Here is a 21363-nt window from a genome sequence, read left to right as displayed (position 1 = left end):
CCAGAGCTTTGGCCCGGACCCGCCAAGCGGGATATTTGCAGATTGGCGGCCAATCGGATTTAAGACGGTAAATCAACAGTTAAAGGCCCTTGCACGTGCACGATCTGACCCGTTCCGCCTTCGAGAACCGCCCCGGCATCCATATCGCGACCGACGGCGAGTTCGCCGGCTGGCGCACCTGGATGCGCGACAGCTACGAATCCCATACCGGGCCGTTCTGGCACCGGATGGAGGACGACGGTTCGATCCGCTGCGCCTTCCGGGTCGAGAAGAAGCATTTGAACGGCGGCGGCAACGTCCATGGCGGCTGCCTGATGACCTTCGCGGATTACTGCCTGTTCGCCTTCGCCGCGCCGATCATGCAGGGCCCGGGCGTCACGGTCTCGTTTTCGTCCGAATTCCTCGACGCCGCGCGCGAGGGTGAATTGATCGAGGCCACCGGCGAGGTCACCCGCGCCGGCGCGTCGCTGATCTTCCTGCGCGGCATGCTGCATTCCGGCACCAAGCCGCTGTTCTCGTTCTCAGGGACCATCAAGCGCGTCAAGCGGCGGACGCCGGAGGCGGCGAACTCGCCGTAGCCTGATTTGATTTGTAGCTCGGATGAGCGCAGCGACATCCGGGATCTCACGCGCTCCCTCGGTGAACCCGGATGTCGCTGCGCTCATCCAGGCTACGGCCTCACCCCGCCAGCTGCTTCTCGGCGATCGAAATCCACTCGGCCTGCGCCTTGCGCACATGGCGCGGCGCGCGCTTCATCTGGATCAGCAGTTCGGTGAACACGACCTTGGCTTCATCGATCCGGCCGACCAGCTTGAGCAAGCTGCCGTAGCGGACCTTCGCCTCACTGCCCGGCGCATAGTCCAGCAGCGCCTGGTACTCCTCGATGGCCTCATCGGTGCGGCCAGCTTCCTGCAAAGCCCGTGCATAAAGCAGATGCGCCTCGGCCGAATTGTAGTCCGGCCAGGCCTTCTGCAGCTCGTCGAGCGTCGCCAGCGCATCCGCGGGGCGGCGGCGCGCGAACTGCGCCTTGGCCTTGCCGAGCGCGAACAGCGGCTCGTGGCCCATCGGCAGGCTCAGGATGTGATCGTAATGCTGCTCGGCCTCGTCATAGCGACCGACGGCGACGCATTCCTCGGCGAGCGCGGCGCGGTTGGCAATCGTATCCGTCACGGCGACGCGATCCGACAACTCACGATAGTATTTCTCAGGGTCCAGCTTGTTGGCGACGCGCTTGCGCGCCTTCTGGACGTCGTGGCTGCCCAGCCATTCCGGCACCAGCTCGACGACGATGTAGGCGAGCGCGCCGATCAAGGGGACCAACAAGATGATGAACGCCCAGGGCTGCATCCGCCCGGTCCGCGACGCATGATAGATCAGCGAGATCTGAAGAACTATAATGACGAGTGCAACCGGCACGGCGGTCCCCACGGCCAATCCCTACACGCCAACGTTGATAGCGTGGCCGCGCGCGGCCGACAATCCCGTCCGCGCCAGCTCAATTGACGATGCCGGTTTGACGCATGAGGACAACGGCCGGTTCGAGCAGCGGAGCAAGGCTCGTTCGATGGCCGTACGGAAGGCGATCCTGTCGCGAAAAAGGGCGGAAGCGCGTCGCGCCCCCGCCCTCGAGCCGCCGTCGTATCGCCACGCCGCTATTGCTGCTGGTCGATGACCTGCACCACCTTCTGATCGCGCGGGTCGACCAGCACGACCTGCTCGCCGATCGCCAGATACTGGTAGTTGGCGAGCTCCGGATTGCTGCGCGCGAGCTCATCGGGCACCCGGCGCAGGCTCAGGCAGCTCGTTCCGGACGAGGTCGATGACGATGTCGTCGATCCGACGGTGCCGGTCTCGGTCGCGGCGCGGCGCAGGATCTGGCGCTGATCGTCGGACAGCACGATGCGGGTCGAGCTCACGCCGTAGCCGCCGCGCTCATAGCCGCGATCGGCGCGCATGCCGTCCTGGGGGATGACATCGACGATCTCGCGGCTGCGCGGATCGACGATGGCGATCTCGTCATGCACGACGGTGTACTCGTAGCCGCGATATTCCGGAACGATGGTGACGATGTCCGACGGCAGCGGACGCGGCCGCACGCGCTCGGGCAGGCGCTCGCCGACGTTGATGCGGATGTCGATGTCGGTGCGGGCACGGTCGAAGTCGTGATCACGCTTGAGCTGGTCGACCACGCGGGTCTTCTGTTGCTCGTTGACCGAAACCTGCGTGCTGGAGCGGGTGTTGTTGGTCTGGGTCTGGTTGCTGGCCTGCCCGGTCGCGTCCGGCTTGCCCGCAGCGGCACCGGCCGGACCGGTCTGCTGGTTCTGCTGCGCGGTCGTGCTCTTGCTGTCCGTTGCGCCCGGCTGATTGGCCTGCTTGCTGCGGCCGGTCTGCTTGTCGGCCGCCTGGTCCGACGTGCCGGCCTTGCGCTCGTCCTGGCTTTGCCGGCTCTTGTCGCTGCCGCTGCGCTCGGCCTCGCGGTCGGACTTGCGATCCGTGGCGCCCGACTTGGTTTCGGCGGCGCGATCCTCGCCCTTGCGCGGCTCGTCGGCGCGTCCCTGCTGTTGCTTCGACTCAGCCTTGCTCTTGCTGTCAGACTGCTTGTCGGCCTGCTTGCTGTCGGCCTGCGACTTGGTCTCGGCGCTCTCCTTGGCGTCGCGCTCGCGCTGTGCCGAGGCCGGCCCGCGCTCGCCCTTGCTCTGCTCCGCGCTCTGTTTCGCATCGTGCGCCGGGCGCTCCTGCGCCTGCTCGCGCGCGGCCGATGACGGCTCGCTGCGACCCTGCGCGCTCTGCTTCGCCTCCGACGCGCCGTGTTCCACGGCCGCGCCAACGCTCTTGGCCTCGCTGCCGGGCCGGATCGCTTCGCGTGCGGTCGGGGCAGCGGCGCCACCCTCGCGCTTCATCTCGGACTGCGCCGATGCGGCACCTGATGCCGTGCCGATCGCCAGAATGATCGCGGCCGTTCCCAGCCAATGTTTCGTCGTCATATGAGAACCTCCTTGGTTCCTGTCCCGTGGAATCGGGCGGACAACGCAAACAGCCGCCGGGCGTTGCCGGACGGCGCGAGAAAAAACTACGGAACGATTTCGATGAACGGCGTCAGGCCGCGCGGTCGAGATGGGCGACGAGGCCGGCAAACAGGCCACGGCCGTCGGTGCAGCCCATGATGTCTTCGACGTGATTCTCGGGATGCGGCATCATGCCGAGCACATTCCCGTTCTCGTTGACGATGCCGGCGATCGAATGCGCAGCGCCGTTGATGTTGCTGAGGTCGCCAACCTCGCCATCGGCCGAGCAGTAACGATAGAGCACGCGCCCATCGCCATTGAGCCGCTTCAAGGTCTCCTCGTCGGCCGCATAATTGCCCTCGCCGTGAGCGACGGGCACGCGGATGACCTGTCCCGCATTGTAGCCGCGGGTGAACGGAGAATCCGAGCGCTCGACCCGCAGATGCACGTCCTTGCAGATGAATTTCAGCTTATCGTTGCGCATCAGCACGCCCGGCAGCAGGCCGGACTCGCACAGGATCTGGAAGCCGTTGCAGACGCCGAGCACGAGGCCGCCCTTGGCGGCGTGATCGCGCACCGCGTCCATGACCGGCGCCCGCGCCGCGATCGCGCCACAGCGTAAGTAATCGCCATAGGAGAAGCCGCCGGGGACGACGACGAGATCGGTGCCCTTCGGCAGCGACGTCTCGGCGTGCCAGACCATCGCCGGCTCATGGCCGGAGATCATGCGCAGCGCGCGCGCCATGTCGCGCTCGCGATTGATGCCGGGGAAGACGAGGATGGCGGATTTCATGCTTGCGACCTATTTGCTGGCTTCCTGCAGAGCCTTCTCGAATCGCGCGAGATTGGCTCGGCTGGCGTATTCGTCGTTCGACGAACTGATCAAAACGTATTGTGATGTAGCGCTGTCGACGATACCGGAGAGTCTGTGGCTCGTCGTTCGCACCTCGGGCGGCTCGCCCGAGAGCTCAGCGGCCATCTCATCCCACTTGCGCAGGATGCCCGGAAGCAGCGCCGAATGGGGCGGCTTGCTTTGGCAAACAAGCCGAGACCCAGGCACACAGTCGACACGTGCGCATACGAAGACATGCAGGCCGTTCGGTCCAGCGGTGTAGCGCCATCCGTCCATAGTGACCGGAGCCGCTGCGCTCGCCATCGATACCGATAGAAGGAGACCGACTGCCGCGACGCCCAGTCTGACTTCGTTTCGGCGGATCATGTCTCCCCCTCAGCGCCCTACCCCAGCAGCTCCACCCGGTAATTCTCGATCACCGTGTTGGCGAGCAGCTTGTCAGCGGCGGCCTTCAGGGCCGCCTCCGCCTGGGCCTTGTCTGCGCCGGCGAGCTCGATGTCGAACACCTTGCCCTGGCGCACGGACGCGACGCCGTTGACGCCGAGCGACTTGAGGGCGCCCTCGATCGCCTTGCCCTGCGGATCGAGGATGCCGGATTTCAGCGTCACCGTGACACGCGCTTTCACGTCTTTATCCCTTTTAGCTCTTGACCAGGACCGGGCCGGAGCCCGCCGGACGCTCGTTCTCGATGAGGATGCCGAGCCGCTTGGCGACCTCGGTATAGGCCTCCAGAAGGCCGCCAAGATCACGGCGGAAGCGGTCCTTGTCGAGCTTCTCGTTCGACTTGATGTCCCACAGCCGGCAGGAATCGGGGGAAATCTCGTCGGCGACGATGATCCGCATCATCTCGTTCTCGAACAGCCGGCCGCACTCCATCTTGAAGTCGACCAGACGAATGCCGATGCCGAGGAAAAGGCCGGTCAGGAAGTCGTTGACGCGGATGGCCAGCGCCATGATGTCGTCGATCTCCTGGGGGGTCGCCCAGCCGAACGCGGTGATGTGCTCCTCCGACACCATGGGGTCGTTGAGCTGGTCGTTCTTGTAATAGAATTCGATGATCGAACGCGGCAGCTGGGTGCCTTCCTCGATGCCGAGGCGCTGCGACAGCGAGCCCGCCGCCACGTTGCGCACGACGACCTCGAGCGGGACGATCTCGACCTCGCGAATCAACTGCTCGCGCATGTTGAGCCGGCGGATGAAGTGAGTCGGGACCCCGATGTCGTTGAGGTGCTGAAACAGGTACTCCGAGATCCGGTTGTTGAGGACGCCCTTGCCTTCGATCACCTGATGCTTCTTGGCATTGAAGGCGGTGGCGTCGTCCTTGAAGTGCTGGATCAGGGTGCCCGGCTCGGGGCCTTCGTACAGGACCTTGGCCTTGCCTTCATAAATGCGACGCCGACGGCTCATTGGGATGTACCGTGTTTTGTTGAAATCCATGAAATGGTGGGCTCCGGATGACTTTGGACAGGACCACGACGGAGCTGCCGCGAGGGCCCGGACGGACGGAAACAGAACAGGAACCGGGCCTGTGGGAAACCTATCTCATTGGTGTCCCGAGCACAATCGATCCAGACCTCGGGGGCGGAGTTTTACCGCCCTTCCCTGCGGCCTCGTACCCGTTGTATTGGCAAGATGTTCCAATTATTTAGGCGTGCGGCCACCGCCCCGCAACCGCCTGCGCGGTTAACCCTCTTCGGCAACACTGGAAGTTCCGACCATGACCACGTTCGACAAGCGCGAGGACGCCTTCGAGAAGCAATTCGCCCATGACGAGGAATTGAAGTTCAAGGCAGAAGCCCGCCGCAACAAGCTCCTCGGCCTGTGGGCCGCCGAAAAGCTCGGCAAGTCCGGCGCTGACGCCGACGCCTACGCCAAGGAGGTCGTCGCGGCCGATTTCGAGGAAGCGGGCGATGCCGACGTGCTGCGCAAGGTGCTGGGAGACCTCAACGCCAAGGGCGCCGCCGTCACCGAGGCGGACGTGCGCGCGAAGATGAGCGAGCTGCTGTCGACCGCCGTGGCGCAGGTCAAGGCGGGACAATAACGGGCGAGTTGCGAATGGCGAGTAGCGAATAGGGCAAGAAGATCCCTATTCGCCACTCCCTATTCGCCTATTCTTCCTTGAAACCGTACTCCGGCACGTTGCCGCTGGCGCCGTAATATTTGTACGGCAGGAACTTGCCCGACATCGTGATCTTGACGCGGTCGCCCTTGGCATTGGGCAGGCGCTCCATCACCATGTCGAAATCGATCGCCGACATGATGCCGTCGCCGAACTCCTCCTGGATCAGCTCCTTCCAGGCCGGGCCGTTGATCATCACCAGCTCGTAGAAGCGATAGATCAGGGGATCGGTCGGCGGCATCTGCACGCCCTCGCCGCGCATCGGCGTCTCGTTCAGCATCGCGATCTCGGACTTCGACAGGCCGAACAGCTCGCCCGCATTGGCGGCCTGCGGCTTGGTCAGCTTCATCTGGCCGAGAATGGCGCCGACGATCAGCACCTCGGAATAGCCACCGATCGTCTCGCAGATGTACTTCCAGCTCCAGCCCTTCTCGCGCTTGATGTCGAGCAGCTTTTCGGTGAGGTCGGATCGCTTCATGCTTGGTCTCCCTTGATGGGTCTTCGTTGATGGGTTTGTTCCGGCTGGCCGTCAGCGGGCGACCGCCAGCGGCGTATCGCTCTCGACCGGTTTGGACGCGACGATCGCCGGCTCGGTGCGCCCGATCTTCACCACCGGCACCTTGCGCGGATCGTGATCCGGCACCTCCGCGGTGAAGGTCCTGCTGCGGCTGACCAGGAAATCGATGATGTGGTTGCGTAGCGCGTAGTACAGCGGATGACGATGCAGGTCGCCGCGCAGCCGGTCCTTCGGCAGCGGGTTCTCGACGATCTCCGCCAGCACCGCGCCGGGACCGTTGGTCATCAGCACGATCTTGTCGGCGAGATAGATCGCTTCGTCCACGTCGTGGGTGATCATGAACACGGTCTGCCCGGTCTCGACGCAGATGCGGCGGACCTCGTCCTGCAGGGTGCCGCGCGTCAGCGCATCGAGCGCGGAGAACGGCTCGTCCATCAGCATGATCTTCGGCGTGATCGACAGCGCCCGGGCGATGCCGACGCGCTGCTTCATGCCGCCGGACAGCTCCGAGGGACGCTTGTGCTCGGAGCCGGCAAGCCCGACCAGCTCGATATATTTCAGCGCATGCGCCTTGACCTTGGCGCGATCCCATTTGCGCCATTTCGACGAGACGGCATAGGTGACATTGCCGAGCACCGTCCGCCATGGCAGCAACGCATGACTCTGGAAGATGACCGCGCGGTCGAGGCTCGGGCCTTCGATGGCCTGGCCGTCGACGATGACGGCGCCTTCGCTCGGTGCGTCGAGGCCGGCAAGAACATTCAGCACCGTGGTCTTGCCGCAGCCGGAATGCCCGATCACGCAGACGAACTCGCCGCGCGCCATCGCGAGCCACAGGTTCTCGAAGATCGTCGTGCTCCGCGCCCCGTCGTAGCGCTTGGCGATGCCCTCGATGGAGATGAACTTGTCTGAGGTCATCGAGCAGACTCCGCGAGGACGGTGCGCTCCCTCTCCCCGTTCTTCACGGGGAGAGGGTTGGGGTGAGGGGCAGCCGCACGAAAGGTGCCTATGGAAAGAGATGATTCGGGGCACACGCGCCGGGAGTGTCCGTGGATGGACCTGTACCCCCTCACCCGGATTGCATCTACGATGCAATCCGACCTCTCCCCGCAAGCGGGGAGAGGTAAGACGGCCGCTCTGCTTGGGATCACGACCGTCATCCCCCTACTCCGGAAACGTCACAAGCCGCGCGACACGGGCCAGGATCTGATCGAGCATCATGCCGACCAAACCGATCATCAGGATCGCAATGATCACGTTGGTGATCGAGAGGTTGTTCCACTCGTTCCAGACGAAGTAGCCGATGCCGGTGCCGCCGACGAGCATCTCGGCGGCGACGATGACGAGCCAGGCGATGCCGATCGAGATCCGCATGCCGGTGAGGATCGTCGGCGCCGCGGCCGGCAGGATGACGGTGAAGGCGCGGCGGAAATTCCCGACCTCGAGCGTGCGGGCGACGTTGATCCATTCCTTGCGCACGCCGGCGACGCCGAAGGCGGTGTTGATGAGCATCGGCCACACCGAGCAGATGAAGATCACGAAGATCGCCGACAGGCTGGAATCCTTGATGGTGTAGAGCGCCAGCGGCATCCAGGCGAGCGGCGAGATCGGCTTCAGGATCTGGATGAACGGATCGAGCGCCTTGCTCATCAAGGGCGACATGCCGATCAGGAAGCCGAGCGGGATCGCGACCGCGACCGCGATCAGGTAGCCGAGCATCACCCGCCCGAGCGAGAAGGCGAGCTGGATGCCGAGCCCCTTGTCGTTCGGCCCATTGTCGTAGAACGGCCGCCGGAGATGCTCCCACAGCTTGGCGCCGACATCGAGCGGCCCGGGCATCGCCGACTTGCCTTGCGTCGCGGTCATGCCCATCAGCTTGGCGTATTCCGGGCTCATGTTGGCAGCCGTGCCGGTGCTGCGCGTGGCGATGTGCCAGGCGCCGAGGAAGACGGCGAGCAGCACGATTGAGACGACGGCGGCGCGCAGACGAAGTGAGGCGGTCATGCCGTCGCTCCACCACCGGCGTCATCCCTGCGAACGCAGGGACCCATAACCACCGAAATCAATGGATGGATAAGATTGTCGCTACTGCTCCTGCCACAAGCCAGGTTACGGCGTATGGGTCCCCGCGTTCGCGAGGACGACACCGGTGGTGTGGCCGGCAGCGTGCCCATCGCTCCCATCACGACGCCTTCTTGATCTTGAAGCTGGCAACGTAGTCGTCCGGCTTGGTCGGATCGAACGGCTTGCCCATCACCGAGAACGATTTGTAGGAGTCCTTCGGCGGCGTCAGGCCCATGTCGATCATGACCTTGCGGGTGTCGGTGGCGAGATAGATCTGCTCGGCGACCGCCTTGTAGTCGACGTCGCCCTTGATCTGCCCCCAGCGCTTCATCTGCGTCAGCATCCACACCGCGAAGGACTGCCACGGGAACGGATCGAAATCGACGCGTTTCGGATCGGTCTTCACGCCGCCGAGGCCATCGGCGTAGGTGCCGGTCAAGACCTGCTCCATGACGGTCACCGGCGCATTGATATAATTCGCCGGAGCGATCGCCTCCGCGATCTGCTTGCGGTTCTCGGCCTTCGACGCGTACGCGGTGGCATCGACGATGGCGCGGGTGAGCGCCGCGAAGCTGTTCGGCGCCGTCGTGATGAACTCGCGGCTCGCCGCGAAGCTGCAGCAGGGGTGACCGTCCCAGATCTCCTTCGACAGCACGTGCAGGAAGCCGACGCCGTCGAAGATCGCCCGCTGGCAGATGTTGTCAGGCGCGAGAAAACCGTCGATGTTGTCGGCGCGCAGGTTCGCGACCATCTCCGGCGGCGGCACCGAGCGCAGCTGCACGTCGGTGTCGGGATCGATGCCGTGCTCGGCGAGATAGTAACGCAGCAGATAATTGTGCATCGAATAGTCGAACGGAATGGCGAACTTCATGCCCTTCCAGTCCTTCGGGTCACGCTTGTCCTTGTGCTTCATCGCCAGCACGATGCCCTGCCCGTTGATGTTCTCGATCGCGGGCACGGTGAACGGGATCGGCTGTGCACCGAGGCCGAGCGAGATCGCGATCGGCATCGGCGCCAGCATGTGCGAGGCGTCGTATTCCTTGTTGATGGTCTTGTCGCGGATCACGGCCCAGCCGGCGGTCTTGACGACCTCGACGTTCAGCCCAGCCTTAGCATAGAAGCCGAGCGGCGCTGCCATGATGATCGGCGTGGCGCAGGTGATCGGGATGAAGCCGACCTTGAGATCCTTCTTCTCCGGCGCGCCCGCTTCGGCGAAAGCTTCAGTCGCCGTCTTCAGCGGAAAGAATTGCGAGACGGCAGCGAGCGCGGTGGCGGCGCCGACCGACTTCAGGAACGCGCGGCGGGTGGCAGCTTGCGGAAACACCGCGCGCAGCACGGCGGACGCGACCACGTTCTCGTAGCGCTTCTCGGTGGACTCCGCCACGGGCTCGCAGCGCAGCGCCAGCATGGCGTGCTCATGTTCGGCCGGGCTGCGATGCTGGCCGCAGATACAACCAGCATTCACGCGTGAATCGGCATCGAACGGATCATCGAAAATCGACATGTGCTGCGCCCCTTTGTCACACCTGCGCTATCAGCGCCTTCGAACTGCTCATCCGGCCGCGTTTTTCAGCGGCCGGACGTGCTCAACATGCAGCTTCTATGCCGCCTTGCTGGTCATCGCCGGCATCGGAAGACCTTCCTCGATCGGCAGCGACGGATCGCGCGACCATTCGTTCCACGAGCCGAAGTACATCCGCACATCCTTCACGCCGGCGTTCTTCAGCGCCAGGAAGGTGTTCGAGGCCCGCGCGCCCTTGAAACAGTAGAGATACACCGGCGTGTCGACGGTGATGCCGACGGTGGCGCATTCGGCGAGGATCTCGTCCTTCGACTTGAAGCGCGGCCCCTCTCCGGTCGGCTTCATCATGCGGTACCATTCGAGCCAGACGGCACCGGGGATGCGGCCCTTGCGCGGACAGAAATCCTTGCCATAGGGCGAGGAGGAATCGCCGATCCATTCGTCGACATCGCGGACGTCGAGGATCGCGATCGCGGGATTGCCGACGGCGGCCAGCATCGCCTTGGCGTCGATCAGGATGCTCCCCGCCTCCGGAACGATGCTGAACGATGCCTTCGCCGGCGACGGCACGTCGGTCGTCACGGGCAGGCCGGCGGCGACCCAGGCGTCGTAGCCGCCATGCAGCACCTTGATCTTGGGATAGCCGAGCATTGTGAGCAGGAAATAGCCGCGGCACGACTGGCCGAAGCCGGAGTTCATCGACTGCTCGTAGACCACGGCGGTCTCCGCACCCGACAGGCCGGCGGCGCCGAACGCATCGGCAAACTTCGTCTTCAGCTCCGTGATGCCTTCCGGCGTGGAGGTCGCGAGATAGGTGAAGATCTCGTGGACGTTGACCGCGCCGGGAAGATGTCCCGCGGCATAGGCATCGGGATTGCGGGTGTCGATCACGACACACGGCTCGGTCTTGATGAACTCGGCGAGTTCACCGGCAGTAATCAGAACGTCCGTCATGGCAGGCCTCTCCTGGTGGGATTTGTTGGTTGCCGTTCTCGCCGGCGTCAGCCGTCGGCGAGCATCTTGCGGAGCTGCTTGGTCGCGGGGGTCACGATCGCGACGAAATAGGCCTCGCGCAGGCGACGTTCGGCGCGATTGCCCTTGAGGTAGCCGCGGGCTCCGCAATGGAGCATCGCGGCATGAGCCGCAGCGACGCTGGCCTCGCCGGCCCGCAGGCGCAGCGCGACGACCTTGCGCCAATAGGTCTCGTCGGCGTTGAACGGATCGCTGGCGAGCTCCGAAGTTTCCTTTGCGAGCTCGTCGGCGAGCGCGCTGAAATCGACCGGCTGCTGCGGCAGATAGCGGTTGACGTGACCGAGCGGCGCCTCGACCTCCTGCATGATCTTGATGCAGTCCTTGATCAGGCCGAGCGCCATGCCGGCCTGCAGCAGGATGAATCCGGCGCGGATCTTCTTGACGAAAGGACCGGCGGGATCGGCCAGGATCAGCTCGTCCGGCACGAACAGGTCGCGAAACTGGATGCCATAGGTGCCGGTGCCGTCCATCGCCAGGAACGGCTGGCATGGCTGCAGGGTCACCGCCGGATCGGAACAGTCGGCGATGAACATCACGATCTCGCCCGGCGCGTCCTCTCGCTCGAAGATGGTGCCGAACATGTGGTCCGGTCCGAGGTTCGAGACCCAGGGCAGCACGCCGCGCACGACGTAGCCGCCCTCGACCTTGCGGCCCTTCAGCTTGAGCTTCTCGATGCCGAAGAAGCTCTTCATCGGGTTCGACAAGCCGGTGCCGCCGAGCAACCGGCCGCTCGCGGCGTCGTCGAGCAGACGGTCGACGAGCGCCTTGTTGGGCGAGTTGGCGATGTACCAGACCAGCGTGTTCTGGCACCACGCCATGAAGGCAGAGGCGCCGCAGACCTCGCCGATCGCGCCGATGGAGTCGATCGCGCAGTTGAGATCCGCCGCGCCATTGTCCGGCACGTGGCTGCTCCACGCGCCGACCTCGCCGAAGCGGCGGAGCACGTCGGCCGGGTACACCGTCCCGGCGTCGATGCCAGAGGCCAGCGGCGCGAGCTCCTTGCGCGCGATCGCCGTGACCTGCTCCACGGTCGACGGCACGGGCATCACGCCCGCGCTGTCGACTGCCAGATGCTGTCCGAGTGAACCCATGACGTCCTCCGCTACTCGCAGGCCCTCGGCCGATCAGATTCCGACTTCGAGATTGACGGGGCGGGTAAACGTGTTGGCGACCGGCGACCACTTCTTGACGTGATCGATCAGCGCCTTGACCTCCTCCTGCGGAATGCCCTCGCACTCCATGTCGACCTTGACGCGGACGTCGGTGAAGCCGACCGGCTTCTCGCTGACGTCGCCGGTGCCCCAGACTGCGGTGATGTTGAGATCGCCCTCGAGCTCCAGCTCGAGCTTGTTGACGATCCAGCCGCGATGCACCGCATTGGCGTGCAGGCCGACGGCCAGGCACGAGCCGAGCGCGGCGAGCGAGGCTTCCGACGGATTGGGCGCGGTGTCGTCACCGAGCAGCCCCGGCGGCTCGTCGACGATGTAGGGCGCGAGGTTGCGGATGTAGTTGGCGTGGCGGAACTTGCCCTCGGCGACGGTCTTGCACTTCAGGGTCTTGATGACCTTGGGGTTGGCCTTGCCGTTGACGATGAGCTGCTCGAGCCCACCTCTGTCGATGGGCGCGAGGCAGCCCGTCAGCGCCGTCTTCTGAACCACAGCGGTCATCTCATTTCTCTCCCTGGGATGAGGATACCGAACGGTCTGTATCCTGCACGAAGCGTGCCAGAGAGGCCGAAAATCAAAAGCCGGAGTGATCCTCGCGGCTTACGCGATCATCGCGGCAAGCGGCGACCGCTGCGTCCCCTCCGTTGCCCAAGCGCGGTGCAGAATGCCGCCCTCGGAGATCAAATTGCGCGCAACGCTGCCTCGCGCACGTCAGCGGTCTTGCTGACTCACGCGCACAGCGATTAAGCTTGCAGGCATGGCAAAGTCAGTTGCGGGCAAACAAACCGGCAAGAAGCAGGCGATCGCGAGGACGATCGCGGCCGGCGATGACGAATCCGCGCGCGGCCGTCTGCTCGGCGCCGCCACGCGGCTGTTCTGCAAGAACGGCATCAATGCCACCGGCATCGATGCGATCATCAGCGAGGCCGGCACCGCGAAGACCACGCTCTACAAGCTGTTCGGCTCGAAGACCGCGCTGGTCACCGCCGTGCTCGAAAGCGAAGGCAAACAGTGGCGCGAATGGTTCATCGCGGAAATGGAGAGCGGCGGCGGTGACGCCGAGACCAAGCTGGCACGCATCTTTCCGGCGCTGAAGAGCTGGTTCGGCGAGGAGCGCTTCTACGGCTGCCCCTTCATCAATGCGGTCGGCGAGCACGACAAGGATCAGAAGCAGTTTCGCACCATCGCGATGCGCCACAAGAAGGTGGTGCTGGCGCATATCGAGAGGCTCGCCCGCGAGATGGGCGCCGCCGAGCCGGAGAGCTTCTCGCATCAGCTCGCATTGCTGATCGACGGCGCGATCGTGGCGGCCATGGTGTCACGCAATCCCGAGGTCGCGGACACGGCCGGCCTGGCCGCGAAGGCGCTGATCGAGCCGGCGAAGCTGAAGGCGGCACAGCGCAACAGCAAGGCGAACCCGCAGCTCGCGACGGCGTGAGCCGCCCTGCTCCGCGACCGAGCGTCTGGATTAGCGGAAATACTCCGTCACCAGCTTCAGGTCGGCCTGGTCTGCGCACGCGCCGTTGAGGCTGGCATCGATGACGCGGCGGCAGGCGGCGACCGCAGCCTCATCGCCGAGCTCGTTGGCCGCTTCGAGCACGTGCCAGGCCGCATCGGCCGCCGCGCGGTCCGCACGCGCCTCGCGATGGCCGAGCCGTTGCTCTCTGCGAAGAGGGAGTTCCGTGCCGTTCATCCGCGATCACCTCCGTCCATCGCTGCAGGTTCAATACGCCGCCGCGCGCGGCGTGGACGCCTTGCCGCCTTTGCCCGGATTCTTGCGGGACTGATAGAATTCGAGCACGCTGCGCGACGTCTGCGACTGGAGCTTGGCATAGTCACGCTCCAGCTCCTGCAATTCACCGGCCGTGATGCGATGTTCGCGGGCACCGAGGAAGGCGAGCGCCATCATCGTATCCCAGGTGAAGCCGAGCGCCTTGGCGAGCATCAGCAGCATCTCGCGGTTACGGTCAAACAAGGCGCGCTCGACGACGTCGACCGGCAGTCCCGACAGCAGCGCGAGGCCGATCGTCACCTCCTCGACCTTGTGCGCCGTCGCATAGCTGGCGATCGTGCTCTCGTGCAGATTGCCGAGGCGGTGCTGGATCGTCACGGTGCGCTTGGCGACGAAGTAGTTGCGCGAGCCGGGCCCGAACTTCGACTGCAGGTCGCCGGCGATGTTGGCGACCGAGCTGTTGATTTCACCGAGCAGTTCAGGGCGCTCGCCGGCCAGCCGCTTGCCGACGTCGTCCGAGGCCTTGGCGATGAGCTGCTGGAACAGATGGCGCGGGATGTCGAGCCGGCGGCCGAGATGCTCGGCGAGGATCGAGTCGTTCTCGGCCCGCTTGACCATGTGCAGGAAGCCGGCGCCGGAGAACTGAGCGCCCTGATTGCGCGCCACCGCCGTGGCGACGGCGCGGTTGCCGCGCGTCGCCAGCACATCGGTCACCGCCGGGCTCAGCGTTCGGCGTTCGGCGATCGCGAGCAGATGGTCCTGGCTCTTGGTGCTGGCGTTCTCGACCAGCGTGGCGTCATCGAGCCGCTCGGATTCGCGCAGCACCGGGCCGGCGACCCAGATCTCGTCGTCGAAGGCGAGCTTGCGGATGACGCTGGCCGGTGAATATTCGATCCTGGCGAGGCGATCGGCGAGTTTGGCGCGCGCTTCGACCTCGATCTCGTCAGCCAGCCGGCCGATGACCTCGCCGAAGGTGGCGATCTCCTCCTCGCAGTACCGTCCCGCGATCAGCAGGTCGGTCGCATGCCACAGCGCGCGCTCCCGGCTGTCGGCGGTCCCCCGCGCGATCGCATCCTCGAGGTCCCGCAACACCGATCTGGTTTCGTTCATGATGAAAGGCCGCACCGCTGCAACAATGGAAGGGCAATGCGCAGATCATACCGTTCGAACCCGAGCGTTCCGTAACCCGCCGCGTGCGGATTTGACCGGGCATTTTCACTCAAATGCGCGCGTGCGCGTTAAGCATGCGCGCACGCGCATGCTGTCTACGGCATGACGTGGAGCGCGCGCGCCTCGGCCTCGGCGACCGACCGTTCGCGCGACGTCCACCGGCACTCGGCGAGAGCCCGGTCGATCAGCTGCATGGCGTCGCCCTCGCGACCCTGGTGGAGCATCAACTCGCCGGCGAAGAAGCTCGCCTCGCAGCGCCGTGCCTGGCGCGTGGCGGGAGCACCGCGGTCCGCCGCCGCAAGCACGGCCTCTGGCGTTTCCTGGCCGAGAAACAGGCGGACGATCGGCGCCGGCCATTTGCCCATGTCGAGCCGCTTGGCGTGGTCGGCAAGCTCGCTCGCGAGCCCGGCACGGCGGCGCGCCAGGTCCAGCCACAAGGCCGCATCGGCATTGTTGGGATCGATCTCGCTGAGCCATCGGAAGTCGTCCTGCGACTGCTCCAGGAGACCCGCCTGGAAGCTTGCGATCCCCAGCGCGCGATAGGCTTGCGCGCGGTAGCCGTTGCGACCGAACGCCCGCCCGAATGCCGACGCGGGCTGCGGCTCGCTATCGCGGAGATCGGGGGCGGCGCGATCGAAGGCGGCGAGCAGGCCGGCCGAGGATTCCGCGATGACGATCTTGTAGTCGTCGATCGCATGCTCGACATCTCCCTTGTGGAAATAGGCGCCGGCGCGTGCGAAACGCGCTTCGATCACCTGTGGCGTCGCCGGCTTGCCGTGCTCGATCACGACAGTGCAGCCGGCGATGCGCTCGTCGGCGCCGAGATCGGCTGCGGTCGTGCACCGCTTCGGTGCCGCCGTCTCGGCGCTCGCCGACAAGCCGAAGATCGAACCGATGATCGACGCACAACACAAAAACGAGCGCCATCGTCGCGTAGCCATGAATGCCCCCTTAGGTCTTGCTCTTGGTGCTGCGATCTAATCAGAACCGATCGGATGAGCCACAATCTGGAATTGCGTTCATCAAACATCGTTCAGCCGGTGTAAACGGGATCGCAGACTCGGGGCCTGCCGGGCGCGGATGAGTTGCGCGAGCCTCGCAAACCACGCGACAACTCAATCGACGATTGCGCGTGGTGCAGAGGCGCGAAGCCATTGATAGCCGCCACGCGGCACGCGATGCGACCGTCGGCGACTACTTGGCTGCGCCGATCAGCGCCTGCAGCCGCACCAGCTCGGCCTCCAAATTCGCCTCGACATCCGCGGCCTTCACCTCGGTGACGCGATAGTCGCGGCTTTCCAGCCATGCCCGCCGTGCTCTGCGATCGGCGACGACGCCCTCGCTCTCGTCGGGGCCGACGAGCTCGATGGCCAGGCGGTGGATGAAGGAGACGAAGTCGGGGATGTGGCGGCCGACCGGGGTCTGGCGCTTGAACTGGCCGGCGAAGCGGCGGTCGCGCGACAGCGCGTGCCACAGCGCCCGCTCGGCGTCGGTGGGATTGCGGCGGAGCAGCCGCGCCAGCCCGCGCAGCGAGCCGCGCGAATCCGGCAGGTTGGCGACGGTACCCTGCTCGGCGATCAGCGCGCGCAGCCGCGTCGCCTGCTCGCTGTCGAGCACGCCGCCCTTGGCCGGTCCCTTGCGCCCCTCGGCGATCGCCATCACCACGCCGTGCAGGGTGTGGATGTCCTGCCGCGACGGCTCCATGCGGAAGAAAATGTTGCGCAAATTGACCAGCATGGTCTCGCGCTTCTCCGGCGGGCGCAGGAATTCGACCCGGTCGAGCTCGCGCACCAGGTTCTCGAAGAACGCCTCCATCTGCCCCTGGCTGGCGCGCTCCGAGCGTTCGGGCATGGCGAAGGGCAGCGCGCCGGATGTCACCAGCTTGAACCACTCATAACCCATCAGCAGCACCGCCTGCGCGAGGTTCAGCGAGGCAAAACCCGGATTGACCGGATAGGTGATGATGCGGTTGGCGCGGGCGACCTCCTCGTTGGTCAGCCCCGCCCGCTCGCGGCCGAACAGGATGCCGGCGCGGCCGCCGGCGGCAATCTGGCCCTGCATCTCCCGCGCGGCCGCCTCCGGGCCCATCACCGGCTTGGCCTGGTCGTGGGCGCGGGCGGTGGTGGCAAACACCAGGTCGAGGTCGGCGATCGCCTCCGGCAGGGTGTCGAACAGCCGGACGTGATCGATGATGTGGTCGGCCCCGGCGGCCGCCCGTTGGGCGGCGATGTTCGGCCAGCCGTCGCGCGGGTTGACCAGTCGCAGCTCGGACAACGCAAAATTGCCCATCGCCCGCGCCGCCATGCCGATGTTCTCGCCGAGCTGCGGCTCGACCAGGATCACCACCGGGCCCGTGATCTCCAATCCCGCCTTCGTCTTGTCGGTGCCCGACACGCTCGATCCTCGATGTCCAGATCCGGTTGAAGGGCGCGCCCGCGCGCCCTGCCCGCTCCGTTGGCCCGGCTGGCGAGAATTCTCAAGCAAAATAATCGGCTTAGCCAAGAATTTTACGGTTTGCGCGAAACCGCAGCCGGCCGCCTCGCCGCCGTTGCCCACCGCATGAGCGGGCTGCGAAAATCAGCACCGGACGCATACCGGGTGCGCTTCCGCCCGCGGTGCAGCAGTGCTATGACGCGCTTGATTTCACAAGCGCTTTCCATTCCTGGCGCGCTGTTCCCAAGAAGGCCCCATCGATCATGGCAAAAATCAAGGTGACCAACCCGGTCGTCGAGCTCGACGGCGACGAGATGACGCGGATCATCTGGCAGTACATCAAGGACAAGCTGATCAACCCGTTCCTTGACATCGATCTGCAGTATTTCGACCTGGGGATGGAGAGCCGCGACAAGACCAACGACCAGATCACGATCGATGCCGCCAACGCCATCAAGAAGGTCGGCGTCGGCGTGAAGTGCGCCACCATCACCCCGGACGAGGCCCGGGTGAAGGAGTTCGGCCTCAAGGAGATGTGGAAGTCGCCGAACGGCACCATCCGCAACATCCTCGGCGGCGTCGTGTTCCGCGAGCCGATCATCTGCAAGAACGTGCCGCGCCTGGTCCCCGGCTGGACCAAGCCGATCATCATCGGCCGCCACGCCTACGGCGACCAGTACCGCGCCACCGACTTCAAGTTCCCCGGCAAGGGCGTGCTGACGATGAAGTTCGTCGGTGACGACGGCACCGTGATCGAGAAGGAAGTCTTCAGGGCGCCCGGCGCCGGCGTCGCGATGGAGATGTACAACCTCGACGAGTCGATCTACGACTTCGCCCGCGCCTCGCTCAACATGGGCCTCGCCAAGAACTACTCGGTCTACCTGTCGACCAAGAACACCATCCTGAAGGTCTATGACGGCCGCTTCAAGGACATCTTCCAGGAGGTGTACGACAAGGAGTTCAAGGACAAGTTCGAGGCCAAGAAGATCACCTACGAGCACCGCCTGATCGACGACATGGTCGCCGCGGCGCTGAAGTGGTCGGGCGGCTATGTCTGGGCCTGCAAGAACTATGACGGCGACGTGCAGTCCGACACGGTGGCCCAGGGCTACGGCTCGCTCGGCCTGATGACCTCGGTGCTGATGACGCCGGACGGCCAGACCGTCGAGGCCGAGGCCGCCCACGGCACGGTGACCCGTCACTTCCGCGAGCACCAGAAGGGCAAGGAGACCTCGACCAACTCGATCGCCTCGATCTTCGCCTGGACCCGCGGCCTGTCGCACCGCGCCAAGCTCGACAACAATGCCGAGCTGGCGAAGTTCGCGACCACCCTGGAGAAGGTCTGCGTCGACACCGTCGAGTCCGGCTACATGACCAAGGACCTCGCGCTGCTGGTCGGCGCCGACCAGCGCTGGCTCTCGACCACCGGCTTCCTCGACAAGATCGCCGAGAACCTCACCAAGGCGATGGCGGCGTAAGTTTCCCCACTTTCGCCTTCTGGTTTCGTCACCTATCAACGGGCCGCGCCGCCAGCGCGGCCCGTTTTCGTTTCACTCCTGCCGTCGAGGAACCTGATCATGCGCTTGACCTCATCGCTCGCTCTGCTGGTGCTCGGTGCCCAGATCGGCTCCTCCCACGCCGCAGAGACCACGATTCCCGACGCGCTGGTCGCCGCCGGCGAAAAGGCCGTGCTGACGCTGCATGCCGAAGGCGCGCAGGTCTACGACTGCAAGGCCGACAAGGACGGCAAGCTCGCCTGGACCTTTCGCGAACCGATCGCCAGTCTGTTCGAGGACGGCAAGACCGTCGGCCGGCACTACGCCGGCCCGAGCTGGGAGCATCAGGACGGCTCGATCGTCGGCGGCCGCGTGCAGGGCACCGCGGTCGGCGCCACCGACAACGATATCCCCTGGCTGAAGCTCGAGGTCGTCTCCCATCGTGGCGCGAAGGGCGTGCTCTCGGATGTGACCACCGTGCAGCGGATCAACACGGCCGGCGGCAAGCTGGCAGGCGCCTGCGACGCCGCCGGGCAACTCCGCAGCGTCGCCTATTCCGCGGACTACGTGTTCCTGCGGAAGCAGTAAGGCGCCTCACGCTTCGCGATAATCCAGCAGGATCAATCCCACCAGCACGAACGCCACCGGCCAGACCCAGGCGGCGACGCGGCTGATGCGGCCGTCCATGCGCAGCTCCAGCCAGCGCGCCCAGCCGGCGGTGATGCCGCACAGCGCCAGCGGCGTGTGGCTCATCTCGATCAGGAGCTGGTCCTTGATGTTGGCGATGGCGTGCGAGTGCGTCAGCAGCAGCGCGCCGCCGGCGGCGACCGTCAGCGGAAACACCAGCGCCGCCCGCCCCGCCTGCTGCCCGCGCAGCCGCACCCGCCATTCGAACAGGCCGAACAAGATGATCAGCACCACGAACAGCCGGTGCTGCGCCACTTCCGGATCGCGCCACGAGGCCCAGAAACCGATCGGGCCGAGCGGCCAGGCCATCTCGTCGGCGCGCAGGAACAGGAACGCCGCCATCACCAGGAACAACAGCGGCCAGTGCCGCGCCCACCTGCCCCAGGCAAAGCGCTCGATCAGCGCGAGCAGGCCGATCAGCACGACGAAGATGCCGGCCCAATGGTGGTTGTATTCCGACCAGGCGATGTCGGCGGCGCTGCGCGGCAGGATCACGCCCTCGCCCGGCACATAGGCTTGCGGCGCCGTCAGGCGCTGCGCGTCGGCGGCGTCGATCCTCGCCTGCAGCTGCGAGATCGTGAGCTGGTCGACCGAGGGGCTCGTCAGCCGCGGCCATTGCGGCGCGGCGCGCTCGACGATCTCGCTTAAGCTCAACCGGTCCTGGCTGAGATCGATGCCGGGCGGCAGCGACGTCAGCGAGCCCGCGGTCAGGAGCACCGTCAGCCCAATGCCGAGCTCGACCTCGACGAAGCGCTTCATGCGCGAGAGCGGTGCTGCGGGATCACGGCGGCGCAAACGTTCGACGGCGAAGAAGTTGCCGGCGCCGAGCGCCAGCAGCATCAGCAGCATCGCGACCTTGGCCGACATCATCACGCCATAGGCGGTGCCGTAGATCGCCTCGAACGAGCCGAGATAGGCGATCGCCATCACAATGCCGCCGAGCACGATCGCCGCCACCGAGACCATCGACATCAGCGAGTAGCGCCGTCCGATCAGGCGCTGATCGTCATCCGCCTTGCAGCCGTTCAGCGCCATCAGGAAATACGGCAGGCCGCCGATCCAGATTCCGGCGCCGAGCATGTGCAGGAAGTCGGCGGCGAGCAGCGGCCAGCGCACCTCGAGCCGGCTCGCCGCGTGCGTCAGGTTGAGCTGCAGCAGCAGCGCGGCACCAGCCAGCACGGCCAGTGCCACGACGCGCCAGGCGGCCCAGCTGCCGGTCCGGGCGAGCGCCGCGATGCCGAGCGCGCAGGCGGCAACGGCCATGCCGGAGCGCGCGAAGTCGGCGCCGACCGCCTCGCCGAGCGAGAGGTCGAGCGTCCCGATCAGCGCCGCCATGTTGACCGCGAGCGAGGCCAGCACGACCGCGAACCAGCCGAACGCGCTTCGGCGCAGGAAGCGCTGGCTGCGCTTCCCCACGACGATCGCGTCGGCGGACAGCCTTTGCTGTAGCGGGCGAAGCAGCAACAGCAGAAACGCCAGGCCGCCCACGGTGAAGGATTGTGCCAGCAGGGTCAGGCCGCGCAGCACCACCGAGAGATAGCCGAAGATGTCGAGGAAGAGCGACACG

Annotated in this window: 23 protein-coding genes; 5 read left to right on the top strand and 18 right to left on the bottom strand. The window is 65.6% G+C overall.

The features are described from left to right. The first annotated feature begins 95 nt into the window (after positions 1-95). On the top strand, positions 96-578 hold the full coding sequence (locus QX010_RS28510) for a PaaI family thioesterase (RefSeq protein ID WP_315801205.1): 483 nt from the start codon (positions 96-98) through the stop codon (positions 576-578). A gap of 100 nt (positions 579-678) precedes the next feature. Here QX010_RS28510 and QX010_RS28505 read toward each other — a convergent pair whose 3' ends face one another. The 6 genes from QX010_RS28505 to purC form a co-directional block, all read right to left on the bottom strand. Further along, complete coding sequence (locus tag QX010_RS28505; RefSeq protein WP_316183111.1) at positions 679-1416, bottom strand: tetratricopeptide repeat protein; 738 nt, start codon at positions 1414-1416, stop codon at positions 679-681. Between the two features lie 236 nt (positions 1417-1652). Beyond that, on the bottom strand, positions 1653-2900 hold the full coding sequence (locus tag QX010_RS28500) for a DUF1236 domain-containing protein (RefSeq protein ID WP_316183110.1): 1248 nt from the start codon (positions 2898-2900) through the stop codon (positions 1653-1655). Positions 2901-3096: 196 nt separating this feature from the next. Beyond that, a complete protein-coding gene (gene purQ, locus QX010_RS28495; protein ID WP_315801206.1) occupies positions 3097-3798 on the bottom strand; it encodes a phosphoribosylformylglycinamidine synthase subunit PurQ in 702 nt (233 codons plus the stop codon). A 9-nt stretch (positions 3799-3807) separates the two neighbouring features. Further along, the gene (locus QX010_RS28490; RefSeq protein ID WP_315801207.1) at positions 3808-4224 is read right to left on the bottom strand and encodes a hypothetical protein; all 417 of its coding nucleotides are present in this window, start codon (positions 4222-4224) and stop codon (positions 3808-3810) included. A gap of 17 nt (positions 4225-4241) precedes the next feature. Beyond that, complete coding sequence (purS, locus tag QX010_RS28485) at positions 4242-4484, bottom strand: phosphoribosylformylglycinamidine synthase subunit PurS (RefSeq protein WP_315801208.1); 243 nt, start codon at positions 4482-4484, stop codon at positions 4242-4244. A gap of 13 nt (positions 4485-4497) precedes the next feature. Next, positions 4498-5265, bottom strand: a complete 768-nt coding sequence (purC, locus tag QX010_RS28480) for a phosphoribosylaminoimidazolesuccinocarboxamide synthase (protein ID WP_016843454.1) — start codon at positions 5263-5265, stop codon at positions 4498-4500. A gap of 310 nt (positions 5266-5575) precedes the next feature. Here purC and QX010_RS28475 point away from each other — a divergent pair, with 310 nt between their 5' ends. After that, the gene (locus QX010_RS28475) at positions 5576-5899 is read left to right on the top strand and encodes a DUF1476 domain-containing protein (RefSeq protein ID WP_316183078.1); all 324 of its coding nucleotides are present in this window, start codon (positions 5576-5578) and stop codon (positions 5897-5899) included. A 67-nt stretch (positions 5900-5966) separates the two neighbouring features. Here QX010_RS28475 and cynS read toward each other — a convergent pair whose 3' ends face one another. The 7 genes from cynS to QX010_RS28440 form a co-directional block, all read right to left on the bottom strand. Beyond that, on the bottom strand, positions 5967-6455 hold the full coding sequence (gene cynS, locus QX010_RS28470; RefSeq protein ID WP_315779742.1) for a cyanase: 489 nt from the start codon (positions 6453-6455) through the stop codon (positions 5967-5969). 51 nt (positions 6456-6506) lie between these two features. Next, positions 6507-7412 (bottom strand): ABC transporter ATP-binding protein, encoded by a 906-nt coding sequence (locus tag QX010_RS28465; RefSeq protein ID WP_316183077.1) that lies wholly within the window; start codon positions 7410-7412, stop codon positions 6507-6509. A gap of 246 nt (positions 7413-7658) precedes the next feature. Beyond that, positions 7659-8498: a nitrate ABC transporter permease gene (gene ntrB, locus QX010_RS28460; protein ID WP_316183076.1), complete on the bottom strand. Its 840-nt coding sequence runs from the start codon at positions 8496-8498 to the stop codon at positions 7659-7661. Between the two features lie 178 nt (positions 8499-8676). Beyond that, positions 8677-10062: a CmpA/NrtA family ABC transporter substrate-binding protein gene (locus tag QX010_RS28455; protein WP_316183075.1), complete on the bottom strand. Its 1386-nt coding sequence runs from the start codon at positions 10060-10062 to the stop codon at positions 8677-8679. Positions 10063-10158: 96 nt separating this feature from the next. After that, positions 10159-11034, bottom strand: a complete 876-nt coding sequence (locus QX010_RS28450) for a sulfurtransferase (protein ID WP_315801214.1) — start codon at positions 11032-11034, stop codon at positions 10159-10161. Between the two features lie 47 nt (positions 11035-11081). Continuing rightward, positions 11082-12203 (bottom strand): acyl-CoA dehydrogenase family protein, encoded by a 1122-nt coding sequence (locus QX010_RS28445; RefSeq protein WP_316183074.1) that lies wholly within the window; start codon positions 12201-12203, stop codon positions 11082-11084. 33 nt (positions 12204-12236) lie between these two features. Next, positions 12237-12779: an OsmC family protein gene (locus QX010_RS28440; protein WP_315801216.1), complete on the bottom strand. Its 543-nt coding sequence runs from the start codon at positions 12777-12779 to the stop codon at positions 12237-12239. Positions 12780-13035: 256 nt separating this feature from the next. Here QX010_RS28440 and QX010_RS28435 point away from each other — a divergent pair, with 256 nt between their 5' ends. Further along, positions 13036-13716 carry a TetR/AcrR family transcriptional regulator gene (locus QX010_RS28435; protein WP_315801217.1) on the top strand — a complete coding sequence of 227 codons (681 nt, stop codon included), beginning with the start codon at positions 13036-13038 and terminating at the stop codon, positions 13714-13716. Positions 13717-13746: 30 nt separating this feature from the next. On the opposite strand, the gene QX010_RS28430 is transcribed toward QX010_RS28435, so the two are convergent. From QX010_RS28430 to QX010_RS28415, 4 genes are all read right to left on the bottom strand, one after another. Then, on the bottom strand, positions 13747-13971 hold the full coding sequence (locus QX010_RS28430) for a hypothetical protein (RefSeq protein WP_316183073.1): 225 nt from the start codon (positions 13969-13971) through the stop codon (positions 13747-13749). A gap of 30 nt (positions 13972-14001) precedes the next feature. Beyond that, positions 14002-15120: a DUF2336 domain-containing protein gene (locus QX010_RS28425; protein WP_316183072.1), complete on the bottom strand. Its 1119-nt coding sequence runs from the start codon at positions 15118-15120 to the stop codon at positions 14002-14004. A gap of 155 nt (positions 15121-15275) precedes the next feature. Beyond that, positions 15276-16121 (bottom strand): hypothetical protein, encoded by an 846-nt coding sequence (locus QX010_RS28420; protein WP_316183071.1) that lies wholly within the window; start codon positions 16119-16121, stop codon positions 15276-15278. Between the two features lie 253 nt (positions 16122-16374). After that, positions 16375-17574, bottom strand: a complete 1200-nt coding sequence (locus QX010_RS28415) for a TrmJ/YjtD family RNA methyltransferase (protein WP_316183070.1) — start codon at positions 17572-17574, stop codon at positions 16375-16377. A gap of 302 nt (positions 17575-17876) precedes the next feature. Between QX010_RS28415 and QX010_RS28410 the strand changes: the two genes are divergently transcribed. Both QX010_RS28410 and QX010_RS28405 read left to right on the top strand, forming a co-directional pair. After that, a complete protein-coding gene (locus QX010_RS28410; RefSeq protein ID WP_316183069.1) occupies positions 17877-19091 on the top strand; it encodes an NADP-dependent isocitrate dehydrogenase in 1215 nt (404 codons plus the stop codon). A gap of 99 nt (positions 19092-19190) precedes the next feature. After that, positions 19191-19697 carry a DUF3455 domain-containing protein gene (locus QX010_RS28405; RefSeq protein WP_316183068.1) on the top strand — a complete coding sequence of 169 codons (507 nt, stop codon included), beginning with the start codon at positions 19191-19193 and terminating at the stop codon, positions 19695-19697. Between the two features lie 6 nt (positions 19698-19703). Here QX010_RS28405 and QX010_RS28400 read toward each other — a convergent pair whose 3' ends face one another. Then, a complete protein-coding gene (locus tag QX010_RS28400) occupies positions 19704-21362 on the bottom strand; it encodes a copper resistance D family protein (protein ID WP_316183067.1) in 1659 nt (552 codons plus the stop codon). Position 21363 lies beyond the last annotated feature (1 nt).

The sequence above is a fragment of the Bradyrhizobium sp. SZCCHNRI1009 genome (assembly GCF_032487575.1).
Taxonomy (GTDB): Bacteria; Pseudomonadota; Alphaproteobacteria; order Rhizobiales; family Xanthobacteraceae; genus Bradyrhizobium.
Note: the sequence above shows the minus strand (reverse complement) of the source record. Positions and strands in the feature narration are given on the sequence as shown.

Coding starts and splice junctions, on each gene's coding strand:
- QX010_RS28475 (WP_316183078.1), top strand. CDS start 5,576: ATGACCACGTTCGACAAGCGCGAGGACGCCTTCGAGAAGCAATTCGCC.
- QX010_RS28410 (WP_316183069.1), top strand. CDS start 17,877: ATGGCAAAAATCAAGGTGACCAACCCGGTCGTCGAGCTCGACGGCGAC.
- ntrB (WP_316183076.1), bottom strand. CDS start 8,498: ATGACCGCCTCACTTCGTCTGCGCGCCGCCGTCGTCTCAATCGTGCTG.
- QX010_RS28445 (WP_316183074.1), bottom strand. CDS start 12,203: ATGGGTTCACTCGGACAGCATCTGGCAGTCGACAGCGCGGGCGTGATG.
- cynS (WP_315779742.1), bottom strand. CDS start 6,455: ATGAAGCGATCCGACCTCACCGAAAAGCTGCTCGACATCAAGCGCGAG.
- QX010_RS28455 (WP_316183075.1), bottom strand. CDS start 10,062: ATGTCGATTTTCGATGATCCGTTCGATGCCGATTCACGCGTGAATGCT.
- purQ (WP_315801206.1), bottom strand. CDS start 3,798: ATGAAATCCGCCATCCTCGTCTTCCCCGGCATCAATCGCGAGCGCGAC.
- QX010_RS28405 (WP_316183068.1), top strand. CDS start 19,191: ATGCGCTTGACCTCATCGCTCGCTCTGCTGGTGCTCGGTGCCCAGATC.
- QX010_RS28440 (WP_315801216.1), bottom strand. CDS start 12,779: ATGACCGCTGTGGTTCAGAAGACGGCGCTGACGGGCTGCCTCGCGCCC.
- QX010_RS28500 (WP_316183110.1), bottom strand. CDS start 2,900: ATGAAGCGCGAGGGTGGCGCCGCTGCCCCGACCGCACGCGAAGCGATC.
- QX010_RS28420 (WP_316183071.1), bottom strand. CDS start 16,121: ATGGCTACGCGACGATGGCGCTCGTTTTTGTGTTGTGCGTCGATCATC.
- QX010_RS28425 (WP_316183072.1), bottom strand. CDS start 15,120: ATGAACGAAACCAGATCGGTGTTGCGGGACCTCGAGGATGCGATCGCG.
- purC (WP_016843454.1), bottom strand. CDS start 5,265: ATGAGCCGTCGGCGTCGCATTTATGAAGGCAAGGCCAAGGTCCTGTAC.
- QX010_RS28435 (WP_315801217.1), top strand. CDS start 13,036: ATGGCAAAGTCAGTTGCGGGCAAACAAACCGGCAAGAAGCAGGCGATC.
- QX010_RS28430 (WP_316183073.1), bottom strand. CDS start 13,971: ATGAACGGCACGGAACTCCCTCTTCGCAGAGAGCAACGGCTCGGCCAT.
- QX010_RS28490 (WP_315801207.1), bottom strand. CDS start 4,224: ATGATCCGCCGAAACGAAGTCAGACTGGGCGTCGCGGCAGTCGGTCTC.
- QX010_RS28465 (WP_316183077.1), bottom strand. CDS start 7,412: ATGACCTCAGACAAGTTCATCTCCATCGAGGGCATCGCCAAGCGCTAC.
- QX010_RS28450 (WP_315801214.1), bottom strand. CDS start 11,034: ATGACGGACGTTCTGATTACTGCCGGTGAACTCGCCGAGTTCATCAAG.